Here is a 16,381-nt window from a genome sequence, read left to right on the forward strand (position 1 = left end):
CACTCTGGTGATGCCGGGTATTCCTGATCGGCCTGTCGGTCGATTTCCACGCTGACGCGTGGTTCGTCCCTCAAGAGGAACTCCTACAGCGACGTTGTAGATATCATGGGGCGCGGTTTCGTCTCACGCCTACGGCTAAAGATGAAAACCTCTTTCATGCAGCGTGCAGCAAGTTGCGTGTAAGCTAGTCTACTATAGAACCCTGACTCTCTTGGCATGGATTCGGCTTGGACTCTCTGAACCTGTTTCTTCTTATCGGCACCGGCCTGATGTTTACCGGCCTGCTGCTGGGCTCGCTGAGTGCCCGGTTCGGGGTGCCGTCGTTGCTGATTTTCCTGGTGGTGGGGATGCTGGCCGGCGAAGACGGCATCGGCGGCATCCAGTTTGACGATTTTTCCACCGCCTATGTGATCGGCAATATCGCCCTGGCGGTGATTCTGCTGGACGGCGGCCTGCGCACCCGGCTCAGCACCTTCCGCATGGGGCTGAAGCCGGCGCTCAGCCTGGCCACCCTGGGGGTGGCCATTTCCGCCGCGTTGGTGGGGGCCTTCGCCACCTGGCTGATGGGCGTGGACTGGCGGGTCGGCCTGCTGCTGGGCGGCATTATTGGCTCCACGGATGCGGCAGCGGTATTCAGCGTCATCAAGGGCGCCGGGGTCACCCTCAACGAACGGGTGGCCAGCACCCTGGAAATCGAATCCGGTCTCAACGACCCCATGGCCATCTTTATTACCCTGATGCTGGTCGGTCTGCTGGTGGACCCGGCGGCGGACTGGGGTGTGGGCATGCTGTGGACCCTGCTGCAACAGTTCGGTCTGGGCGCCCTGCTGGGCCTGCTGCTGGGGGCGGTGATCAGTGAATTGCTGTTGCGGGTACGCAGTAACGAAGGGTTGCATGCCCTGCTGCTGTGCAGTGGTGGCGCCATGGTGTTTGCACTGACCAACCTGGTGGGCGGCTCCGGTTTTCTGGCCATCTATCTGACCGGTCTGGTGGCCGGCAACCGCCGTGGTGGCACCGGCGACAACGTGCTCAAGGCCATGGATTCCATGGCCTGGCTGGCCCAGTCCGGCATGTTCCTGATCCTCGGCCTGCTGGTGACGCCGTCCCGGCTTACCGAAAACCTGCCCTGGGCCCTGGCCGTGGCCGCTTTCCTGATGCTGCTGGCGCGTCCCATCGCCGTGTGGGTGAGCCTCCTGCCGTTCCGTTTCACCTGGCGGGAGGAAACCTTTATCGCCTGGACCGGCCTGCGCGGGGCGGTGCCCATTGTTCTGGCGGTATTCCCGTTGCTGGCCGGCGTGGAGCAGACCTATCTGCTGTTTGATATCACCCTGGTGGTAGTGCTGATTTCCCTGCTCGGTCAGGGTGCCAGCCTGCGCTTCGTCGCCCGTAAATTGAAAGTGTCGGTGCCACCCACCACCGAGCCGAAACAGACCGTGCCACTGGCCGCACCGCGGGACCGCTACCTGATGCAGTTCGAAGTGGAAGCCGGTGCCCGGGCAGTGGGTAAACCGCTGGCTGAGCTCAGTGAAGACAAACGGACACCGCTGGTTCTCTACCGCAATCAACAGGTACTCAGCCTGAGTGACAACCCGGATATCGAAGCGGGCGACCTGATCGCCTGGCTGGCGCCCCTGTCCCACAAGTCCGCCCTGTCCGACCTGTGCCACAAGATGAGCCATGACGAGAAACGCTATTACGGCGACTTCACTGTCCTGGGCCAGACACCGCTGGCCCAGTTAATCGCCATCTATGGCGTGGAACCGCCACCACCGCTATGGCAAGGTCTGACCGTGGCCGAACTGTTTACCAAACAGGTCGGCAAGCAAACTGTGGTAGGTGATACGGTCCGCGTCAGCGGCCTGCGTTTGCGGGCGCGATCAGTGGAAGACGGCAAGGTGGTGCTGGTCGGTTTGAAGCTGCCGGGATAAGACTGGTAAGTGTCGAGTTGCGAGAAGCGAGTTTCGAAAGGGAAAACCGTTTTGGCTTTTCGCAACTCGAAACTCGTCACTCGCGACTCCTCGCTGATCGCTGAATCTCTGACTCACACAAGGACGACTCATGGCCCGTTTTGACAACCATCGCATTCTGATCACCGGCGCCGGTGCCGGCATTGGCGCCCTGATGGCGGAGGAATTTGCCAAACAGGGCGCCGAAGTCATCGTCACCGCCCGGCGCATCAGCGCTGCCCGCGAGGTGACCGACCGCATCAAGGCCGCCGGCGGCAAGGCGCATCCCTATGTGCTGGATGTGAGCAAGATTGCCTCCATCGCCAAATTCCGCGACAAGTTGCACTCCGAAGTGGGCCCGATCACCGCGCTGATCAATAACGCCGGAGTGGTGTTTGGCGGTGAATTCGAGACCGTGGAGCTGGAACAGCACCTGAACACCTTCCGGGTCAATACGGAGGGGTTGATGGCTACCACCCATGCCTTTCTGGAAGATCTGATCCAGGCCGACGAGGGCTTTCTGGTCAATATCGCCAGTGCCTCCGCCTTTATCGGCCTGCCCTACGGCAGCACCTACGCGGCCAGCAAATGGGCAGTGGTGGGGTTCTCGGAATCCCTTCGCCTGGAACTGGCGGTGCGCAAGATCAAGCACGTGCACGTGACCAGCGTCTGCCCCAGCTATATTTCCACCGGCATGTTCGACGGTGTAAAAACCCCGCTGTTCTCGCCCATGCTGACCCCGAAGAAGGTGGTGAAAAGCATCATCCGGGGCATGCAGAAAAAAGACGCCTTCGTCATCGAACCGCCCATGGCCAAGTCCGTGGAACTGATGAAGGCCATTCTGCCTCAAGGTATCTGGGACGAAGTCGCCCGGCGCACCGGCGTGTCCACGTCCATGTACAGCTGGAAAGGGAAGAAGTAGGAGCAGGATCTGTCGTCTGTCGTAGGAGTTCCCTTCCAGGGGACGAACCGAGCGGCAGCGAGGAAATCGGTGGGGCTTCTCGCCCCGCTCCCAGAAAGTCGTTCCAGAAACCCGAACCCCCTGATCGTCCTGCGGTCGATTCCGCACTGCGTGCGGTTCGTCCCCTGGAAGGGAACTCCTACAGTGGCTCCGTAGCAATCCCGTTGCTTGCCGCTCAATGTCCCGTGAACGCCCATTCACCCTAACGCCCGTCCGCGCCCGCCTTGACAGTCAATGTGTTTACGCTGGAATTCCCCAACAATGCCCGCCCTGTTGCGCTGTCCGTTCCTGACAGTTGAATCGATTTCTGCCTGACGAGGGTAACTGTTATGCCGACTTATAAGGCCCCCGTGCGCGATATGCGCTTTCTGATGAACGAAGTCCTGGACTTCGAGAGCCACTACAAAACCTTCCCGGAAGGTGAAGAAGCCACGCCGGATATGGTCGAAGCCATCATTGGTGAAATGGCCAAACTGTGTGAAAACACCCTGGCGCCGCTGTACCAGAGCGGTGACGAGGAAGGCTGCAAGTTTGAAAACGGTGTGGTGACCACGCCGAAAGGCTACAAGGAAGCCTACGACGAGTTCGTGGCCGGCGGCTGGCAGGGTCTCAGCCACCCGGTAGAGTTCGGCGGCCAGGGCCTGCCCGCGTCTCTGGGCCTGATCAAGTCCGAAATGATGGCCACCGCCAACTGGTCGTTCACCATGTACCCTGGCCTGTCCATGGGGGCCATGAACACCATCCAGATGCACGGCTCCGACCAGCAGCTCCAGGATTACCTGGTTCCCCTGACCGAAGGTCGCTGGGGCGGCACCATGTGCCTCACCGAGCCCCAGTGCGGTACCGACCTGGGCCAGGTGAAAACCAAGGCCGAGCCGCAGAAAGACGGCTCCTACAAGATTTCCGGCACCAAGATCTTCATTTCTTCCGGTGAGCACGACCTGACCGAGAACATTGTCCACATCGTGCTGGCTCGCCTGCCCGATGCGCCGAAAGGCACCAAGGGCATTTCCCTGTTCATCGTACCCAAGTATCTGCCGGGCAAGATCGGTGAAGACAACGGCGTGAGCTGTGGTTCCCTGGAAAAGAAAATGGGTATCAAAGCCTCCGCCACCTGCGTGATGAACTTCGATGAAGCCACCGGCTTTTTGATCGGCCCGGAAAACAAGGGCCTGGAGTGCATGTTCACCTTCATGAACACCGCGCGTATCGGCACCTCCATCCAGGGTCTGGCCCACGCCGAGCTGTCCTACCAGGGCGCCCTGGCCTACGCCAAGGAGCGTAAGTCCATGCGCGCCCTGTCCGGCAAAAAAGAACCGGATGCCATCGCCGACAGCCTGATCCACCACGGTGACGTGCGCCGCATGCTGCTCAAGCAGAAAGCCGTCGCCGAAGGTGGCCGCGCCATGATCTACTTCGCCGCCCAGTACGCGGACAAGATGATCAGCGCCGCCCAGGCCGACAACGACGAGGAATACCAGAAATGGGATGACGAGCTGGGCTTCCTGACGCCGATCCTGAAAGGCTTCCTCACCGAGAAAGGTCTGGAAGTGGCCAACGACGGCATGCAGGTATTCGGTGGCCACGGCTACATCAAAGAGCACGGCATGGAACAGATCGTCCGTGACGCGCGCATCTCCACCCTGTACGAAGGCACCACCGGCATCCAGGCACTGGATCTGCTGGGCCGTAAAGTCCTGCTGCTGACCAAGGGCAAGTGCGTCCGTGACTTCAGCAAGAAGCTGGTGGATTTCGGCACCAAGAACCTGCGTGATCCCAAGCTGCGTCCCTTTGCCTGGAAGCTGCTGAAGATCGCCGCCGAGTGGAACTACCTGACCACCCGCATCATGCTGGTGGCCGCCAAGGACCGCGATATCGTTTCCACCGCCAGCTACGACTTCCTGATGTACAGCGGCTACGCCATGATGGCCTACTTCTGGGCCCTGCAAGCCGGTGTTGCCAAGGACAAGCTGGAAAACGGCGGCAACGAGCCGGCGGAGTTCTACCAGGCCAAGCTGGCCACCGCCGAGTTCTACTTCGATCGCATGCTGCCCTCTGCCAAGGCCCACGCGGATGCCGCGCTGAAGCCCACCAAGAGCACCATGCAGCTGAAGCCGGAACACTTCTCCTTCGATTACGAGTAAGGGGAAGGTCCGACGTCGGTTGTCTGACGTCGGACACTAAAAAAGGGGCGGCCTTCGGGCCGCCCCTTTTTTTGTTGTCACAAAACCCGCGCGGTTTCCCAAGAGCGTAGGGTGCACTGAGCCTAAAGCGAACTGCACCATCAAACGCCGTATCGGTGCAGTTCGCCTTGGGCTCAGTGCACCCTACACAATCTGTGGCGGCGGTGAGGAATTCAGAGTTGCGGTTCTGTCATCCGAAAGGAAAGCCCGTCTGCCCCCTTACCCCTTAGTCTCCCTGCAGGAACACCGGGGCCAATCCCCCCTTTCCTATCCCACACTTTCCTCTCCGTAGGAGCGTCGCTGGCGGCGCGATAACCCCCAGTTTCGAGGTACGAGTTACGAGAAGCGAAAACCAAGCCTTTACGTGAAGGTTTTGATTTTCGAAACTCGTTTCTCGTTTCTCGAACCTTACGAAATCGCGCCGCCAGCGACGCTCCTACGGAAAAATTCGGCACAAAAAAAGCGGCCCCCTTTCGGAGGCCGCTTCTTCAAGACTTACCTTGAACAGATCGGAACTTAGTTGTTCTCGAACTGGTTCATGGTGTTGTCTTTACCGCCAGCTTTCAGCGCAGCTTCACCGGAGAAGTACTCTTTGTGGTCATCACCGATGTTGGAACCGGCCATGTCCTGGTGCTTCACGGTAGCGATGTTGCGACGGATTTCCTGACGCTGAACACCTTTGGCGTAGGCCAGCATGCCTTCTTCGCCGAAGTAGCCTTCTACCAGCTGGTCGGTGGACAGAGCAGCGGTGTGGTAGGTCGGCAGAGTGATCAGGTGGTGGAATACACCCGCTTCACGGGACGCCTTGGCCTGGAACTCTTTCGCCCACTCGTCAGCAACAGCTGCCAGTTCGGTGTCGTCGTACTTCACGCTCATCAGACCAGCGCGGTCGTAGGCGGACAGATCCTTGCCTTCCTTCTCCCAGGCATCGAATACCTGCTGACGGAAGTTCAGGGTCCAGTTGAAGGACGGGCTGTTGTTGTAAACCAGCTTGGCGTTCGGCTCTTGTTCCTTGATGCGATCAACCATCAGTTTGATGTGCTCGACATTCGGGGTCGGAGTCTCGATCCACAGCAGGTCAGCGCCGTTCTGCAGGCTGGTAACACAGTCCAGAACCACACGGTCGATGTTGGAATCACGACGGAACTGGAACAGGCCGGAAGCCAGACGGGTCGGCTTGAGCAGCTTGCCGTTGGACTTGATCACAACGTCGCCGTTGTTGATTTCGTCGGCGGACTCGATGTACTCACCTTCCAGGAAGGAGTTGTACTGGTCGCCCAGGTCGCCCGGCTCGTTGGTCACGGCGATCTGCTTGGTCAGGCCAGCACCTTCGGAGTCGGTACGGGCAACGATCACACCATCGTCAACGCCCAGCTCGAGGAAGGCGTAACGCACGGCATTGATCTTGGCCAGGAAGTCGGCGTGGGGAACGGTCACTTTACCGTCCTGGTGGCCACACTGCTTCTCGTCGGAAACCTGGTTCTCGATCTGGATGCAGCAAGCACCCGCTTCGATCATCTGCTTGGCCATCAGGTAGGTGGCTTCCGGGTTACCGAAACCAGCATCGATGTCAGCAATGATCGGCACAACGTGAGTTTCGAAGTTGTCGATCTTTTCGATGATTTCTTTCTGCTTGGCCGCGTCGCCAGCGTCTTTGGCATCGTCCAGAGCACGGAACAGGTGGTTCAGTTCCCAGGCATCCGCCTGCTTCAGGAAGGTGTACAGTTCGCGGATCAGGTCAGCGACAGCAGTCTTCTCGTGCATGGACTGGTCAGGCAGCGGACCGAACTCGGAACGCAGGGCAGCAACCATCCAGCCGGACAGGTAGAGGTACTTGCGCTTGGTGCCGCCGAAGTACTTCTTGATGGAGATCATCTTCTGCTGGCCGATGAAGCCGTGCCAGCAACCCAGGGACTGGGTGTACTTGGAGTTGTCAGCGTCATAGGCCGCCATGTCTTCACGCATGATCTTGGCGTTGTACTTGGCGATGTCCAGATGCGTGTTGAAACGGTTTTGCAGACGCATGCGAACAGCAGATTCCGGATTGATGTCTTTCCAGGTGCTGTTGGCACCAATCACGGAGCTAAGTGCTTCGATGTCTTTGGTGTATGACATGGTGAACCTCTGATTAACAAATTGGTTTATCGATACCGGGAGGGGCAACCCTGCTCATGTCAGACAGAACACATGCCGGTCTACCGATGCGGCGCATTCTAGAGCCAGTCGACCCATAAACATAATCAATATGGTCTATGTTCGGTATTTTTCTGATGAATATAAGGGGTAATTCGTAGTTGTCTCCGCCCCTCTGGCCTGTCGCAACCGGCTCGCCGAGGGTGCCATGGCCAACAACCGGCGGCCCGACTTGCCAATCGGCAAGTCGATGTTCAGGGTGGAGGAAGATGCGTTTTTTTCTGCACACACTGCCATTCATCAATGTGCCATCCGGCGGCAGTTACCGCATCGCCCGCCGATTTACACCTTGCACACAGTGACCCGCAGGCGGCTTTGCTACTATGATCTTCCCTTGGCATGGAGAGTGCATTGCCGTTTTCAGGTAATGGTTTTGGTTGTGTTCAGGGATATAAAAATGACGAAGGGGAATCTATGAAAGCGCTTAGCCCGGTGGATCAACTTTTTCTGTGGCTGGAAAAACGACAACAGCCCATGCACGTGGCCGGACTGCAACTATTTTCCTTCCCGGAAGACGCGGGCCCCAAGTATGTCAGTGAACTGGCTCAGCACATGCGTGACTACTGCTGCCCGGTGGCGCCCTTCAACCAACGCCTGACACGCCGGCTGGGCCAGTATTACTGGACCGAGGACAAGCACTTCGATATCGACCATCACTTCCGCCACGAGGCCCTGCCCAAGCCCGGCCGTATCCGTGAGCTGTTGTCCCTGGTCTCCGCCGAGCACTCCAACCTGCTGGACCGGGAGCGCCCCCTGTGGGAAGCGCACCTGATCGAAGGCATCCGCGGGCGCCAGTTCGCGCTCTATACCAAGATCCACCATTCCGTGGTGGACGGCATCTCCGCCATGCGTATGGGCATGCGCGCCCTGTCCACCGATCCGGACGAACGGGACCTGCCGCCGGTGTGGGCCTACGAGCCGAAAAAACGCAGCCGCTCCCTGCCCAGCAACCCGGTGGATGTGGCCTCCAGCCTGGCGCGCCTGGGTGCCGGTATCAGTAAGCAGGCCGCCACGGTGCCGGGCCTTGCCCGGGAAATCTACAAGGTGAGCCAGAAGGCCAAGAAGGACGAGAACTATGTGTCCATCTTTCAGGCCCCGGACACCGTTCTCAACCAGACGGTCACCGGTTCCCGGCGCTTTGCCGCCCAGAGTTATTCCCTGTCACGTCTGAAAGTAATCGCCAAGGCATTCAACTGCACCATCAATACCGTGGTGCTGGCCATGTGCGGCCATGCCCTGCGCGAATACATGATCAGCCAGAACGCCCTGCCGGACGAGCCGCTGATTGCCATGGTGCCCATGAGCCTGCGCCAGGATGACAGCGCCGGCGGCAACCAGATCGGCATGATCCTGGCCAATCTGGGCACCCATATCTGCGACCCGGCCAACCGGCTGCGGGTGGTCAATGATTCGGTGCAGGAAGCCAAGGAACGCTTCTCTCAGATGAGCCCGGAGGAAATTCTCAATTTCACCGCCCTCACCATGGCCCCCACCGGTCTCAACCTGCTCACCGGGCTGGCACCGAAATGGCGGGCCTTTAATGTGGTGATCTCCAATGTGCCGGGGCCGAAAGAGCCCCTGTACTGGAACGGCGCCAAACTGAAAGGCATGTACCCGGTGTCCATCGTGCTGGACCGCATCGCCCTGAATATCACCCTGACCAGCTACCAGGACCAACTGGAATTCGGCCTGATCGCCTGCCGGCGTACCCTGCCTTCCATGCAGCGTCTGCTGGATTACCTGGAGCAGTCCATCCGCGAACTGGAGATTGCGGCGGGGATTAAATAACCGCCGCAACAAACGCCTCCTCATGGCAGGAGCGTCGCTCGCGGGGCAATTGAAACCGTAACGAGACACGAGAAGCGAGTTTCGGAAAGCATATCCCGGGAGCGACTTTATAGGGGGTTGCCTTTCGAAACTTGCTTCTCGCAACTCGAAACCCTGATTATCGCGCCGCGAGCGACGCTCCTACAGTTGCGTGGAGAGGGTATGACAGCAACCATCAAACAGATTACCCGCGGCGAGCTGGCCTGCTGGGAAGTTCGCCATCGCAACCAGACCCTGGTGATCGCCGAACAGGGTGCACAGGTGCTGGAGTACCAACGGGATGACGAGCCACCGCTGATCTGGCTCAGTGAAGACGCGGCCTATCACAACGGTCAGGGTGTCCGTGGCGGGGTGCCGGTGTGTTGGCCCTGGTTTGGCGGCCTGGACTTCAATCCCACTGAGATCCGCCAGCAATATACGCTGGCACAGCCACCGGCCCATGGCCTGGTGCGCCAGCAGCCCTGGACCCTGAGTCATTCGCACCAGGATGATGAACACATCACCCTGAGCTTCGCCCTCTCCCCCCATGCTGACCGGAAATCTCTACCCGCGGTGACCCCCACTCTGACCGTGCGACTGGACGACGGCCTGACCCTGTCTCTGATCAACCATAACCACGGTGAGGAACCGGTATGGATCAGCCAGGCCCTGCACAGTTACTTCGCCGTATCCGACAGCCGTCAGGTCGAGATTCACGGCCTGGACACCTGCCCCTACGTGGATGCCCTGGATAACTGGCAACGCCATCGGCAGCAAGGCCCGCTGACATTCCGGGGAGAAACCGACCGGCTCTATCTGCAACTGCCCGACACCCTGCATATCGACGACCCCGGCTGGCAGCGACGGCTGACACTGACGAGCACAGGCAGCCGTTCGGCGGTGGTATGGAATCCCTGGATCGACAAAAGCCAACGTCTGAGCCAGTTCGCTGACGATGCCTGGCAGAGAATGCTCTGTATCGAGACCGCCCGGGTGCTGGAAGATGCCCTGTTTCTGGGCCCGGACGAACGCCACCAAATGAGCGTCCGCTTTGTGACAACGGCATTATAACTGCCGGTTTAAGCGCCTATAAAAAGGGGTGGTGCTCGCCGAAAAAGGAGGGTAAAGTCGGAAGTGGCTGCGAATTATGGCCGTGGATTGTTTTGGTAGTTGTCTTCCCTGCGTGAAGCTGAAGTTGTCTCCGAACACCGCCCAACATGGTTTGCAAGCAACACCCTAAGTAATAGTTTCGAGGTATAGATTCACATGGCTACTGGTACTGTGAAGTGGTTTAACGAGTCCAAGGGTTTTGGTTTCATTTCCCAGGACGATGGTGGTGCGGACGTTTTCGTTCATTTCAGCGCAATTACCGGCTCAGGCTTCAAAACCCTGGCCGAGGGTCAGAAGGTTTCCTTCGAGATCCAGCAGGGCCCCAAAGGTCCGCAGGCCGCTAACGTAGTTGCTGAATAAGCGATTGCATTAGCAGAAAAAAGCCCGCTTCGGCGGGCTTTTTTTATGTCTGGCGAAACAAGACGCCCCATCCTTTCCGTAGGAGCGTCGCTCGCGGCGCGATTTCGAACGTTGGGTTATCGCGCCGCGAGCGACGCTCCTACGGAAAGGCTTGATCATTACCTACAGGCTTTTCCGCCGCTAACGCTTTTTCCCCGGGCTCTCTCTCATCACTCTTAGATCCATGGACTCGCTACATCATGGATACAGTCTGATCACCGGAGTTACCCGAAACCGAATACCCTGGTTTGAGAATACCCACAGGGCACGACTGCTTTCGCGCAATTTCCTCAACCTGGACCAGCAAGGGGCCTGCATGTCTCTATGCTTTGTGGTGATGCCGGACCATTTTCACTGGTTGTTGGTGCTGTCCAATAAGCATTCCCTTTCGCAAACAGTAGGCATGCTAAAGAGCCAGACTGCCCGAGCCATTGGGCAATCCATCTGGCAGCGAGGGTTCCATGACCACGCGCTCCGACAGGAAGAGGATGCCCTGCAAATTGCCCGCTATATCGTCGCTAATCCGTTCCGAGCCGGTTTGGTAAAAAGCGTCAGAGATTATCCCTATTGGTATGCCATCTGGCTGTAGGGTCACATTTTAATCGTAGGAGCGTCGCTCGCGGCGCGATTCCATACGTTGGGCTATCGCGCCGCGAGCGACGCTCCTACGAGGGGGATGCGGTGGTTTTATTCAGGGTTGGAAAAGCGGCTGGTCGAGGAGTTGTTTGCGTTGGCGCCAGTCGGGCATGCGGGCGTCCATGAGGGCGTGGAAGCCGGGGCCGTGGTCCATGTGTTGCAGGTGACAGAGCTCGTGCATGACCACGTAATCCAGCGCCGCCGGTGGATAGTGCAGCAGGGCCATGTTCAGGTTGATGTAGCCCCTGGCTGACAGCGACCCCCAGCGGGTGCGCATTTTTTTCACCCGCAACACCGGCTGGGAAAAACCCTGGCTGGCAAACCAGGGGAACTGCCGGGCAATGCTGTCTTCAAACAGCGACCGCGCCTGCTTGCGCAGCCAGTTTTCCACCGCCTGCCTTACCGCTGGCTCGCTGTCCGGTTCCGGCACCCGGATCTGCAGGTAACCGCCAGACACCACCACCGCATTGCGCCCGGCGGACACATCCATGATCAGCAGTTGCCCGCGGAACGGAAAGGCCGCCCCATCCTGCCAACGCTGCCGGGGCCGACTGGCCTGGCGCTGTTGCTGATCGGCAATCCACTGGCGGCGGCTATCCACGAACGTCTGCACCATCCGCAACGACGCCCGCTGCGGCGCCCGCACCTGCACCCGGCCATCGTCCAGCACGCGCAGCTCCAGGCTGCGGCGTTTGCTGCGGATCAGTTCGTAGTCAGTCATGGCTCCTGAATCCACTCTCGCCGTAGGAGCGTCGCTGGCGGCGCGATTCCATACGCTAGGTTATCGCGCCGCCAGCGACGCTCCTACGGAGAGGAATAGTCGTTATTCGCCCATCTCTTTTTCGAGCTGCTGCTTCACCGCATCCGCCGGCGAGGCATAGGGTGCCAGCCACTGGTACAACACCGGGATGATAAAGAGTGTCAGCACGGTGGCAAAGAGCAGACCACCGAGGATCACCACGCCAATGGTGAAGCGGCTTTCTGCGCCGGCGCCGGTGGCCAGTACCAGTGGAATGGCACCGAAGATGGTGGAGACGCCGGTCATCAATACCGGGCGGAAGCGCACGATGGCCCCCTGGTAAATGGCCTCTTTCACCGCCAGCCCCTGATCACGTAACTGGTTGGCGAATTCCACGATCAGGATACCGTTCTTGGCCATCAACCCCAGCAGCATGATCATGCCGATCTGGCTGTAGATGTTGAGGCTGTCGCCGGTAACACGGATGGCCAGCACCGCCCCCGCCAGGGCCAGGGGCACGGTGAGCATGATGATCAGCGGGTGTATCCAGCTTTCAAACTGGGCGGCCAGCACCAGGAACACGATCACCAGCGCCAACACAAAGGTGATCAGAATGGCGGCGGCGGATTCTTGAAGCTCTTCCGCCATGCCCTTGTAACCGATACGCGCTTCCAGCGGCAGTCGTTCCCGGGCCTGTTCTTCCACATAGGTCATGGCCGCCGCCAGGTCGTAGCCGTCGGCCAGGTTGGCGGACAGGGTAATGGCCGGCAGCCGGTCCACCCGGCGCAGCTCCGGGGCATCGCCGGTGGTGGTCAGTTCCACCACACTGGAGAATGGCACCAGCTCACCGTTGGCGGCGCGCAGATAGATCGGCAGCACATCATCCGGGCCCTGGCTGTTGCGTTTTTCTGCTTCCAGCAGCACATCGTATTCCCGGCCCCGGTCCACGTAGGTGGAGGCGGTCAGGGTGGCGAACATGGCCTGCAGGGTCTGGCCCACATCCGTGGCGGTGATCCCCAGGTCCGCCGCCCGCTCCCGGTCCAGCTTCACGTCCAGTTGGGGTTGGGTCTGTTCGAAATCCGTATCGATGCTGGTCAGCCCCGGGTTCTCTTCCATGGCCTCCATGAGCGTTTCGCTCCAGGCCAGCACCTGGTCGTAATCCGGCCCGGCCACCACCACTTCCAGGGCCTGATCGAAGGCGCTCTGCCCCAGCCCGGGCGGGTTTACCGCGAAGGCCCGCAGCCCGGCCACCTGGGATAATTTGCCGCGCACTTCATTGACGATTTCCTGCTGGGAGCGATCCCGCTCGCCCCAGTCCTTGAGTCGCACAATACTGAAGGCCCGCTCGGTAACACCGCGGAAACCGACGATGGACAGGGCCCGTTCCGCCTCGCCGCTTTCCACCAGCGGCGCCATGATGTTTTCCACTTCCTTCACATGGTGCAGGCTGTACTCCGCGGTGGAACCCTGGGGCGCCGACGCGGGAATAATAAAGACGCCCCGGTCTTCCGTAGGCGCCAGCTCCTGGGGCAACCCCCGGAACACCAGCAGTGCCACCACGCACAGGGCCACACAGCCCACCACCAGCGGCCAGGGTTTGCCCAGGGCCGCCGCCAGACTTCGGGCATAACCGCTGTTGAGTTTTTGCAGGGAACGCTCAAAAGCATTGCCCTCCCCTTGCAGCTCCTTGACGCTGTGCCGGTGCAACCAGCGGGAACAGAGCATGGGGGCCAGACTCAATGCGACGATGCTGGAGATAATCACTGCCGAGGCCAGAGTGAAACCAAACTCGCCAAACAGTCGGCCCACGTCGCCACCCATAAAGGAGATCGGTACGAACACCGCCACCAGGGTCAGGGTGGTGGCCACCACGGCAAAGGCGACCTGGCGGGCCCCCTGGTAGGCGGCCACCAGACGGGTTTCCCCCTCATCGATGCGGCGCTGGATGTTTTCCAGCATGACGATGGCATCGTCCACCACCAGGCCAATGGCCAGGATCAGCGCCAGCAGGGTGAGCACGTTGATGGAGAAATCCATGATCCCCAGGCCGATGAAGGCCCCGATGATGGATACCGGAATGGTCACTGCCGGAATCAGGGTGGCGCGCAGGTTGCCCAGAAAGGCAAAGATCACCGCGATCACCAGCACCACGGAAATGCCCAGGGTGACCAACACTTCCTTGATGGAGGCGCGGATAAACAGGGATTCGTCGTAGTTCACATCCAGGCTGATATCCGCTGGCAGGCTGGTGCGCACCGCTTCGATTTCCGCCTGCAGGTTGTCGGAGACTGCCACGGTATTGGCCTTGGACTGGCGGATGATACCCAGGCCGATGGCGGTTTCGCCGTTGGCGCGCAGCACGGTGTCATCGCTTTCCACGCCCAGTTCCACCCGGGCCACATCCCCCACCCGCAGCAGGTAATCGCCCTGGCGACGCACCACCAGATCCTCGAATTCGTTTACCGAAGACAAGCGGTTGTCGGCCCGCACGGTAAAGGCACGGGACTGGGATTCCAGCCGCCCGGCGGGCAATTCCACGTTGTTGCTGCGCAGGGCCTGTTCGATATCGGTAACGGTAACCTGGTTGGCGGCCATGCTCTGACGGTCCAGCCAGACGCGCATGGCATAGCGGCGTTCCCCGCCGATGAAGACTTCCGATACCCCATCCAGCACCGCAAAACGGTCCACCAGGGAACGCTCGGCAAAGTCGGTGAGTTCCTGGGGGGCCAGGGTACTGCTGGTCAGGGTGACCCAGATAATGGGCCGGGCATCCGCGTCGGACTTGGCGATCACCGGAGTCTCCGCTTCTTCCGGCAGCCGGTTGAGCACCCGCGACACCGCATCGCGCAGGTCGTTGGCGGCCACGTCCACATCCCGGTCCAGGTTGAATTCCACACTGGTACGGGCGGAGCCCAGGCGGCTGCGCGACTCGATCTTGCGCACCCCTTCCACCCCGGCCACGGCCCCTTCGATGACCTGGATAATCTGGGTATCGATCACTTCCGGGGCGGCGCCGGCGTAGTCCACCGAGATGGACACTTCCGGCGGATCGATGTCCGGGTATTCACGCACCGACAGTTTCATCAAGGCGCTGATACCGAACACCACGATCAGCAAGCTGATCACGGTGGCGAAGACCGGTCGCTTGATGGAGATATCGGAAAGAATCATGCAGCGGCCTCGCTGTCCGCCTGATCGGCGTCCGGCGAGGCGGGTTCCAGCAGGGCCCGCTGGCCCGGCAGCAAGGCTTCCGGGTTATCCAGCACCTGCACCGCCTGACCGCTACCCAGCCGGGAATGGCCGTTGACCACCACATCCGGCTGGCCGGTCAGGCCGCTGGTAATTTCCACCCAGCCATCACGACGGCCACCCAGGGTGACCGGATGGCGTTCGGCTGTGTTGTCGCCCGTAACGGTGAACACATAGCTCTGTGCCCCCTGGGTAATGATCGACTGCTCGGGTACCAGCAGCGCATCACGCTCGGCCAGTTGCACCGACACACGCAGAAATTGCCCCGGACGAATCCGGTCCTGGGGGTTTTCCAGCCGAGCCCGGGCGGTCAGGCTGCGACTCGCCGTGCTCACCCGGGAATCCAGGTCGGTGATAGTGCCTTCGAACACCTGATCCGGAAACGCTTCATTGCGGGCCTGCACCGGCAGCCCGGAAACCAGCCGTGCCAGATAGCGTTCCGGCACCTGGAAATCCACTTCGATATAGCCCAGGTTATCCAGGGTGGTGATGGCATCGCCGGTTTGCAGGTAACCGCCCGCATCCACCTGTCGCAAGCCCACCACACCGGCGAAGGGCGCCCGGATGGTATGGTCATTCAGATTCGCCCGGGCGGCGTCGCGACTGGCCTTGGCCCCATCCAGGGTGGTGCGGAAGGTATCCACTTCAGACTGGGAAATGGCGCGGCTCTTCACCAGTTTCTGGCCGCGCTGGAAATCGTTCAGCGCGCGCTGATATTCCGCTTCGCTGCGCGCCAGCTCGGCGCGGGCATTGCGATCATCCAGGGTGACCAGCACCTTACCCTGTTCCACCTTCTGGCCCTGACGGAAGTGGATCTGCGCCACCCGACCGGGGACTTCGGTGAGGATCATCACTGCCTGGGCGGCCCGCGCCGTCCCCACCGCCTCCACCCGATCAAACAGGGAACGTTCGATGCTCGGCGCCAGATTGACCACCGTGGGCGGACGCTGCCCCATGGGGGCCGGCGCTGGTGCGAAGAGCCACCACAGGCCAGCACCTACCAGCACCACCAATATCAGGGCGGCGATAATCCGCTTCATGAACGTCTCCAAACGATGATTTGCAACAAACCGAAAAGGAAGCTTAGCGCCCAATTATGCAAGCAATTTGTAGAGGGAGCGTTAAAGTGACAGGTAATTATGAAGGAAATTCAGTTTTA

Annotated in this window: 11 protein-coding genes; 7 read left to right on the plus strand and 4 right to left on the minus strand. The window is 60.1% G+C overall.

Annotated features, from left to right (window positions below; genetic code table 11):
* The first annotated feature begins 227 nt into the window (after nucleotides 1–227).
* The 3 genes from A0251_RS01530 to A0251_RS01540 all read left to right on the plus strand — a co-directional run bounded on the left by A0251_RS01530 (nucleotide 228) and on the right by A0251_RS01540 (nucleotide 5,051).
* Entirely contained in the window at nucleotides 228–1,928 is a 1,701-nt protein-coding gene (locus tag A0251_RS01530; protein ID WP_062815067.1) for a potassium/proton antiporter, read from the plus strand.
* A gap of 130 nt (nucleotides 1,929–2,058) precedes the next feature.
* On the plus strand, nucleotides 2,059–2,868 hold the full coding sequence (locus A0251_RS01535; RefSeq protein WP_062815068.1) for an SDR family oxidoreductase: 810 nt from the start codon (nucleotides 2,059–2,061) through the stop codon (nucleotides 2,866–2,868).
* A gap of 368 nt (nucleotides 2,869–3,236) precedes the next feature.
* On the plus strand, nucleotides 3,237–5,051 hold the full coding sequence (locus A0251_RS01540) for an acyl-CoA dehydrogenase C-terminal domain-containing protein (RefSeq protein ID WP_062815069.1): 1,815 nt from the start codon (nucleotides 3,237–3,239) through the stop codon (nucleotides 5,049–5,051).
* Between the two features lie 555 nt (nucleotides 5,052–5,606).
* Here A0251_RS01540 and A0251_RS01545 read toward each other — a convergent pair.
* Nucleotides 5,607–7,205 (minus strand): isocitrate lyase, encoded by a 1,599-nt coding sequence (locus A0251_RS01545; RefSeq protein WP_062815070.1) that lies wholly within the window; start codon nucleotides 7,203–7,205, stop codon nucleotides 5,607–5,609.
* A 492-nt stretch (nucleotides 7,206–7,697) separates the two neighbouring features.
* On the opposite strand from A0251_RS01545, the gene A0251_RS01550 reads away from it, so the two are divergent.
* The 4 genes from A0251_RS01550 (at nucleotide 7,698) to A0251_RS17105 (ending at nucleotide 11,187) form a co-directional block, all read left to right on the plus strand.
* On the plus strand, nucleotides 7,698–9,071 hold the full coding sequence (locus tag A0251_RS01550; protein WP_062815071.1) for a wax ester/triacylglycerol synthase family O-acyltransferase: 1,374 nt from the start codon (nucleotides 7,698–7,700) through the stop codon (nucleotides 9,069–9,071).
* Nucleotides 9,072–9,272: 201 nt separating this feature from the next.
* Nucleotides 9,273–10,160 carry a D-hexose-6-phosphate mutarotase gene (locus tag A0251_RS01555; RefSeq protein ID WP_062815072.1) on the plus strand — a complete coding sequence of 296 codons (888 nt, stop codon included), beginning with the start codon at nucleotides 9,273–9,275 and terminating at the stop codon, nucleotides 10,158–10,160.
* Nucleotides 10,161–10,355: 195 nt separating this feature from the next.
* Entirely contained in the window at nucleotides 10,356–10,559 is a 204-nt protein-coding gene (locus A0251_RS01560) for a cold-shock protein (protein WP_011590014.1), read from the plus strand.
* A gap of 223 nt (nucleotides 10,560–10,782) precedes the next feature.
* Nucleotides 10,783–11,187: an REP-associated tyrosine transposase gene (locus A0251_RS17105; RefSeq protein WP_082810722.1), complete on the plus strand. Its 405-nt coding sequence runs from the start codon at nucleotides 10,783–10,785 to the stop codon at nucleotides 11,185–11,187.
* A 102-nt stretch (nucleotides 11,188–11,289) separates the two neighbouring features.
* On the opposite strand, the gene A0251_RS01570 is transcribed toward A0251_RS17105, so the two are convergent.
* The 3 genes from A0251_RS01570 to A0251_RS01580 form a co-directional block, all read right to left on the minus strand.
* Nucleotides 11,290–11,955 carry a M48 family metallopeptidase gene (locus A0251_RS01570; protein ID WP_062815073.1) on the minus strand — a complete coding sequence of 222 codons (666 nt, stop codon included), beginning with the start codon at nucleotides 11,953–11,955 and terminating at the stop codon, nucleotides 11,290–11,292.
* Between the two features lie 102 nt (nucleotides 11,956–12,057).
* Complete coding sequence (locus tag A0251_RS01575) at nucleotides 12,058–15,144, minus strand: efflux RND transporter permease subunit (protein ID WP_062815074.1); 3,087 nt, start codon at nucleotides 15,142–15,144, stop codon at nucleotides 12,058–12,060.
* Complete coding sequence (locus tag A0251_RS01580) at nucleotides 15,141–16,262, minus strand: efflux RND transporter periplasmic adaptor subunit (RefSeq protein ID WP_062815075.1); 1,122 nt, start codon at nucleotides 16,260–16,262, stop codon at nucleotides 15,141–15,143. Before A0251_RS01580 ends, A0251_RS01575 begins: the two co-directional genes overlap by 4 nt.
* Nucleotides 16,263–16,381 lie beyond the last annotated feature (119 nt).

It is taken from the genome of Alcanivorax sp. NBRC 102024, assembly GCF_001602235.1.
In the GTDB taxonomy this organism is placed as follows: domain Bacteria; phylum Pseudomonadota; class Gammaproteobacteria; order Pseudomonadales; family Alcanivoracaceae; genus Alcanivorax.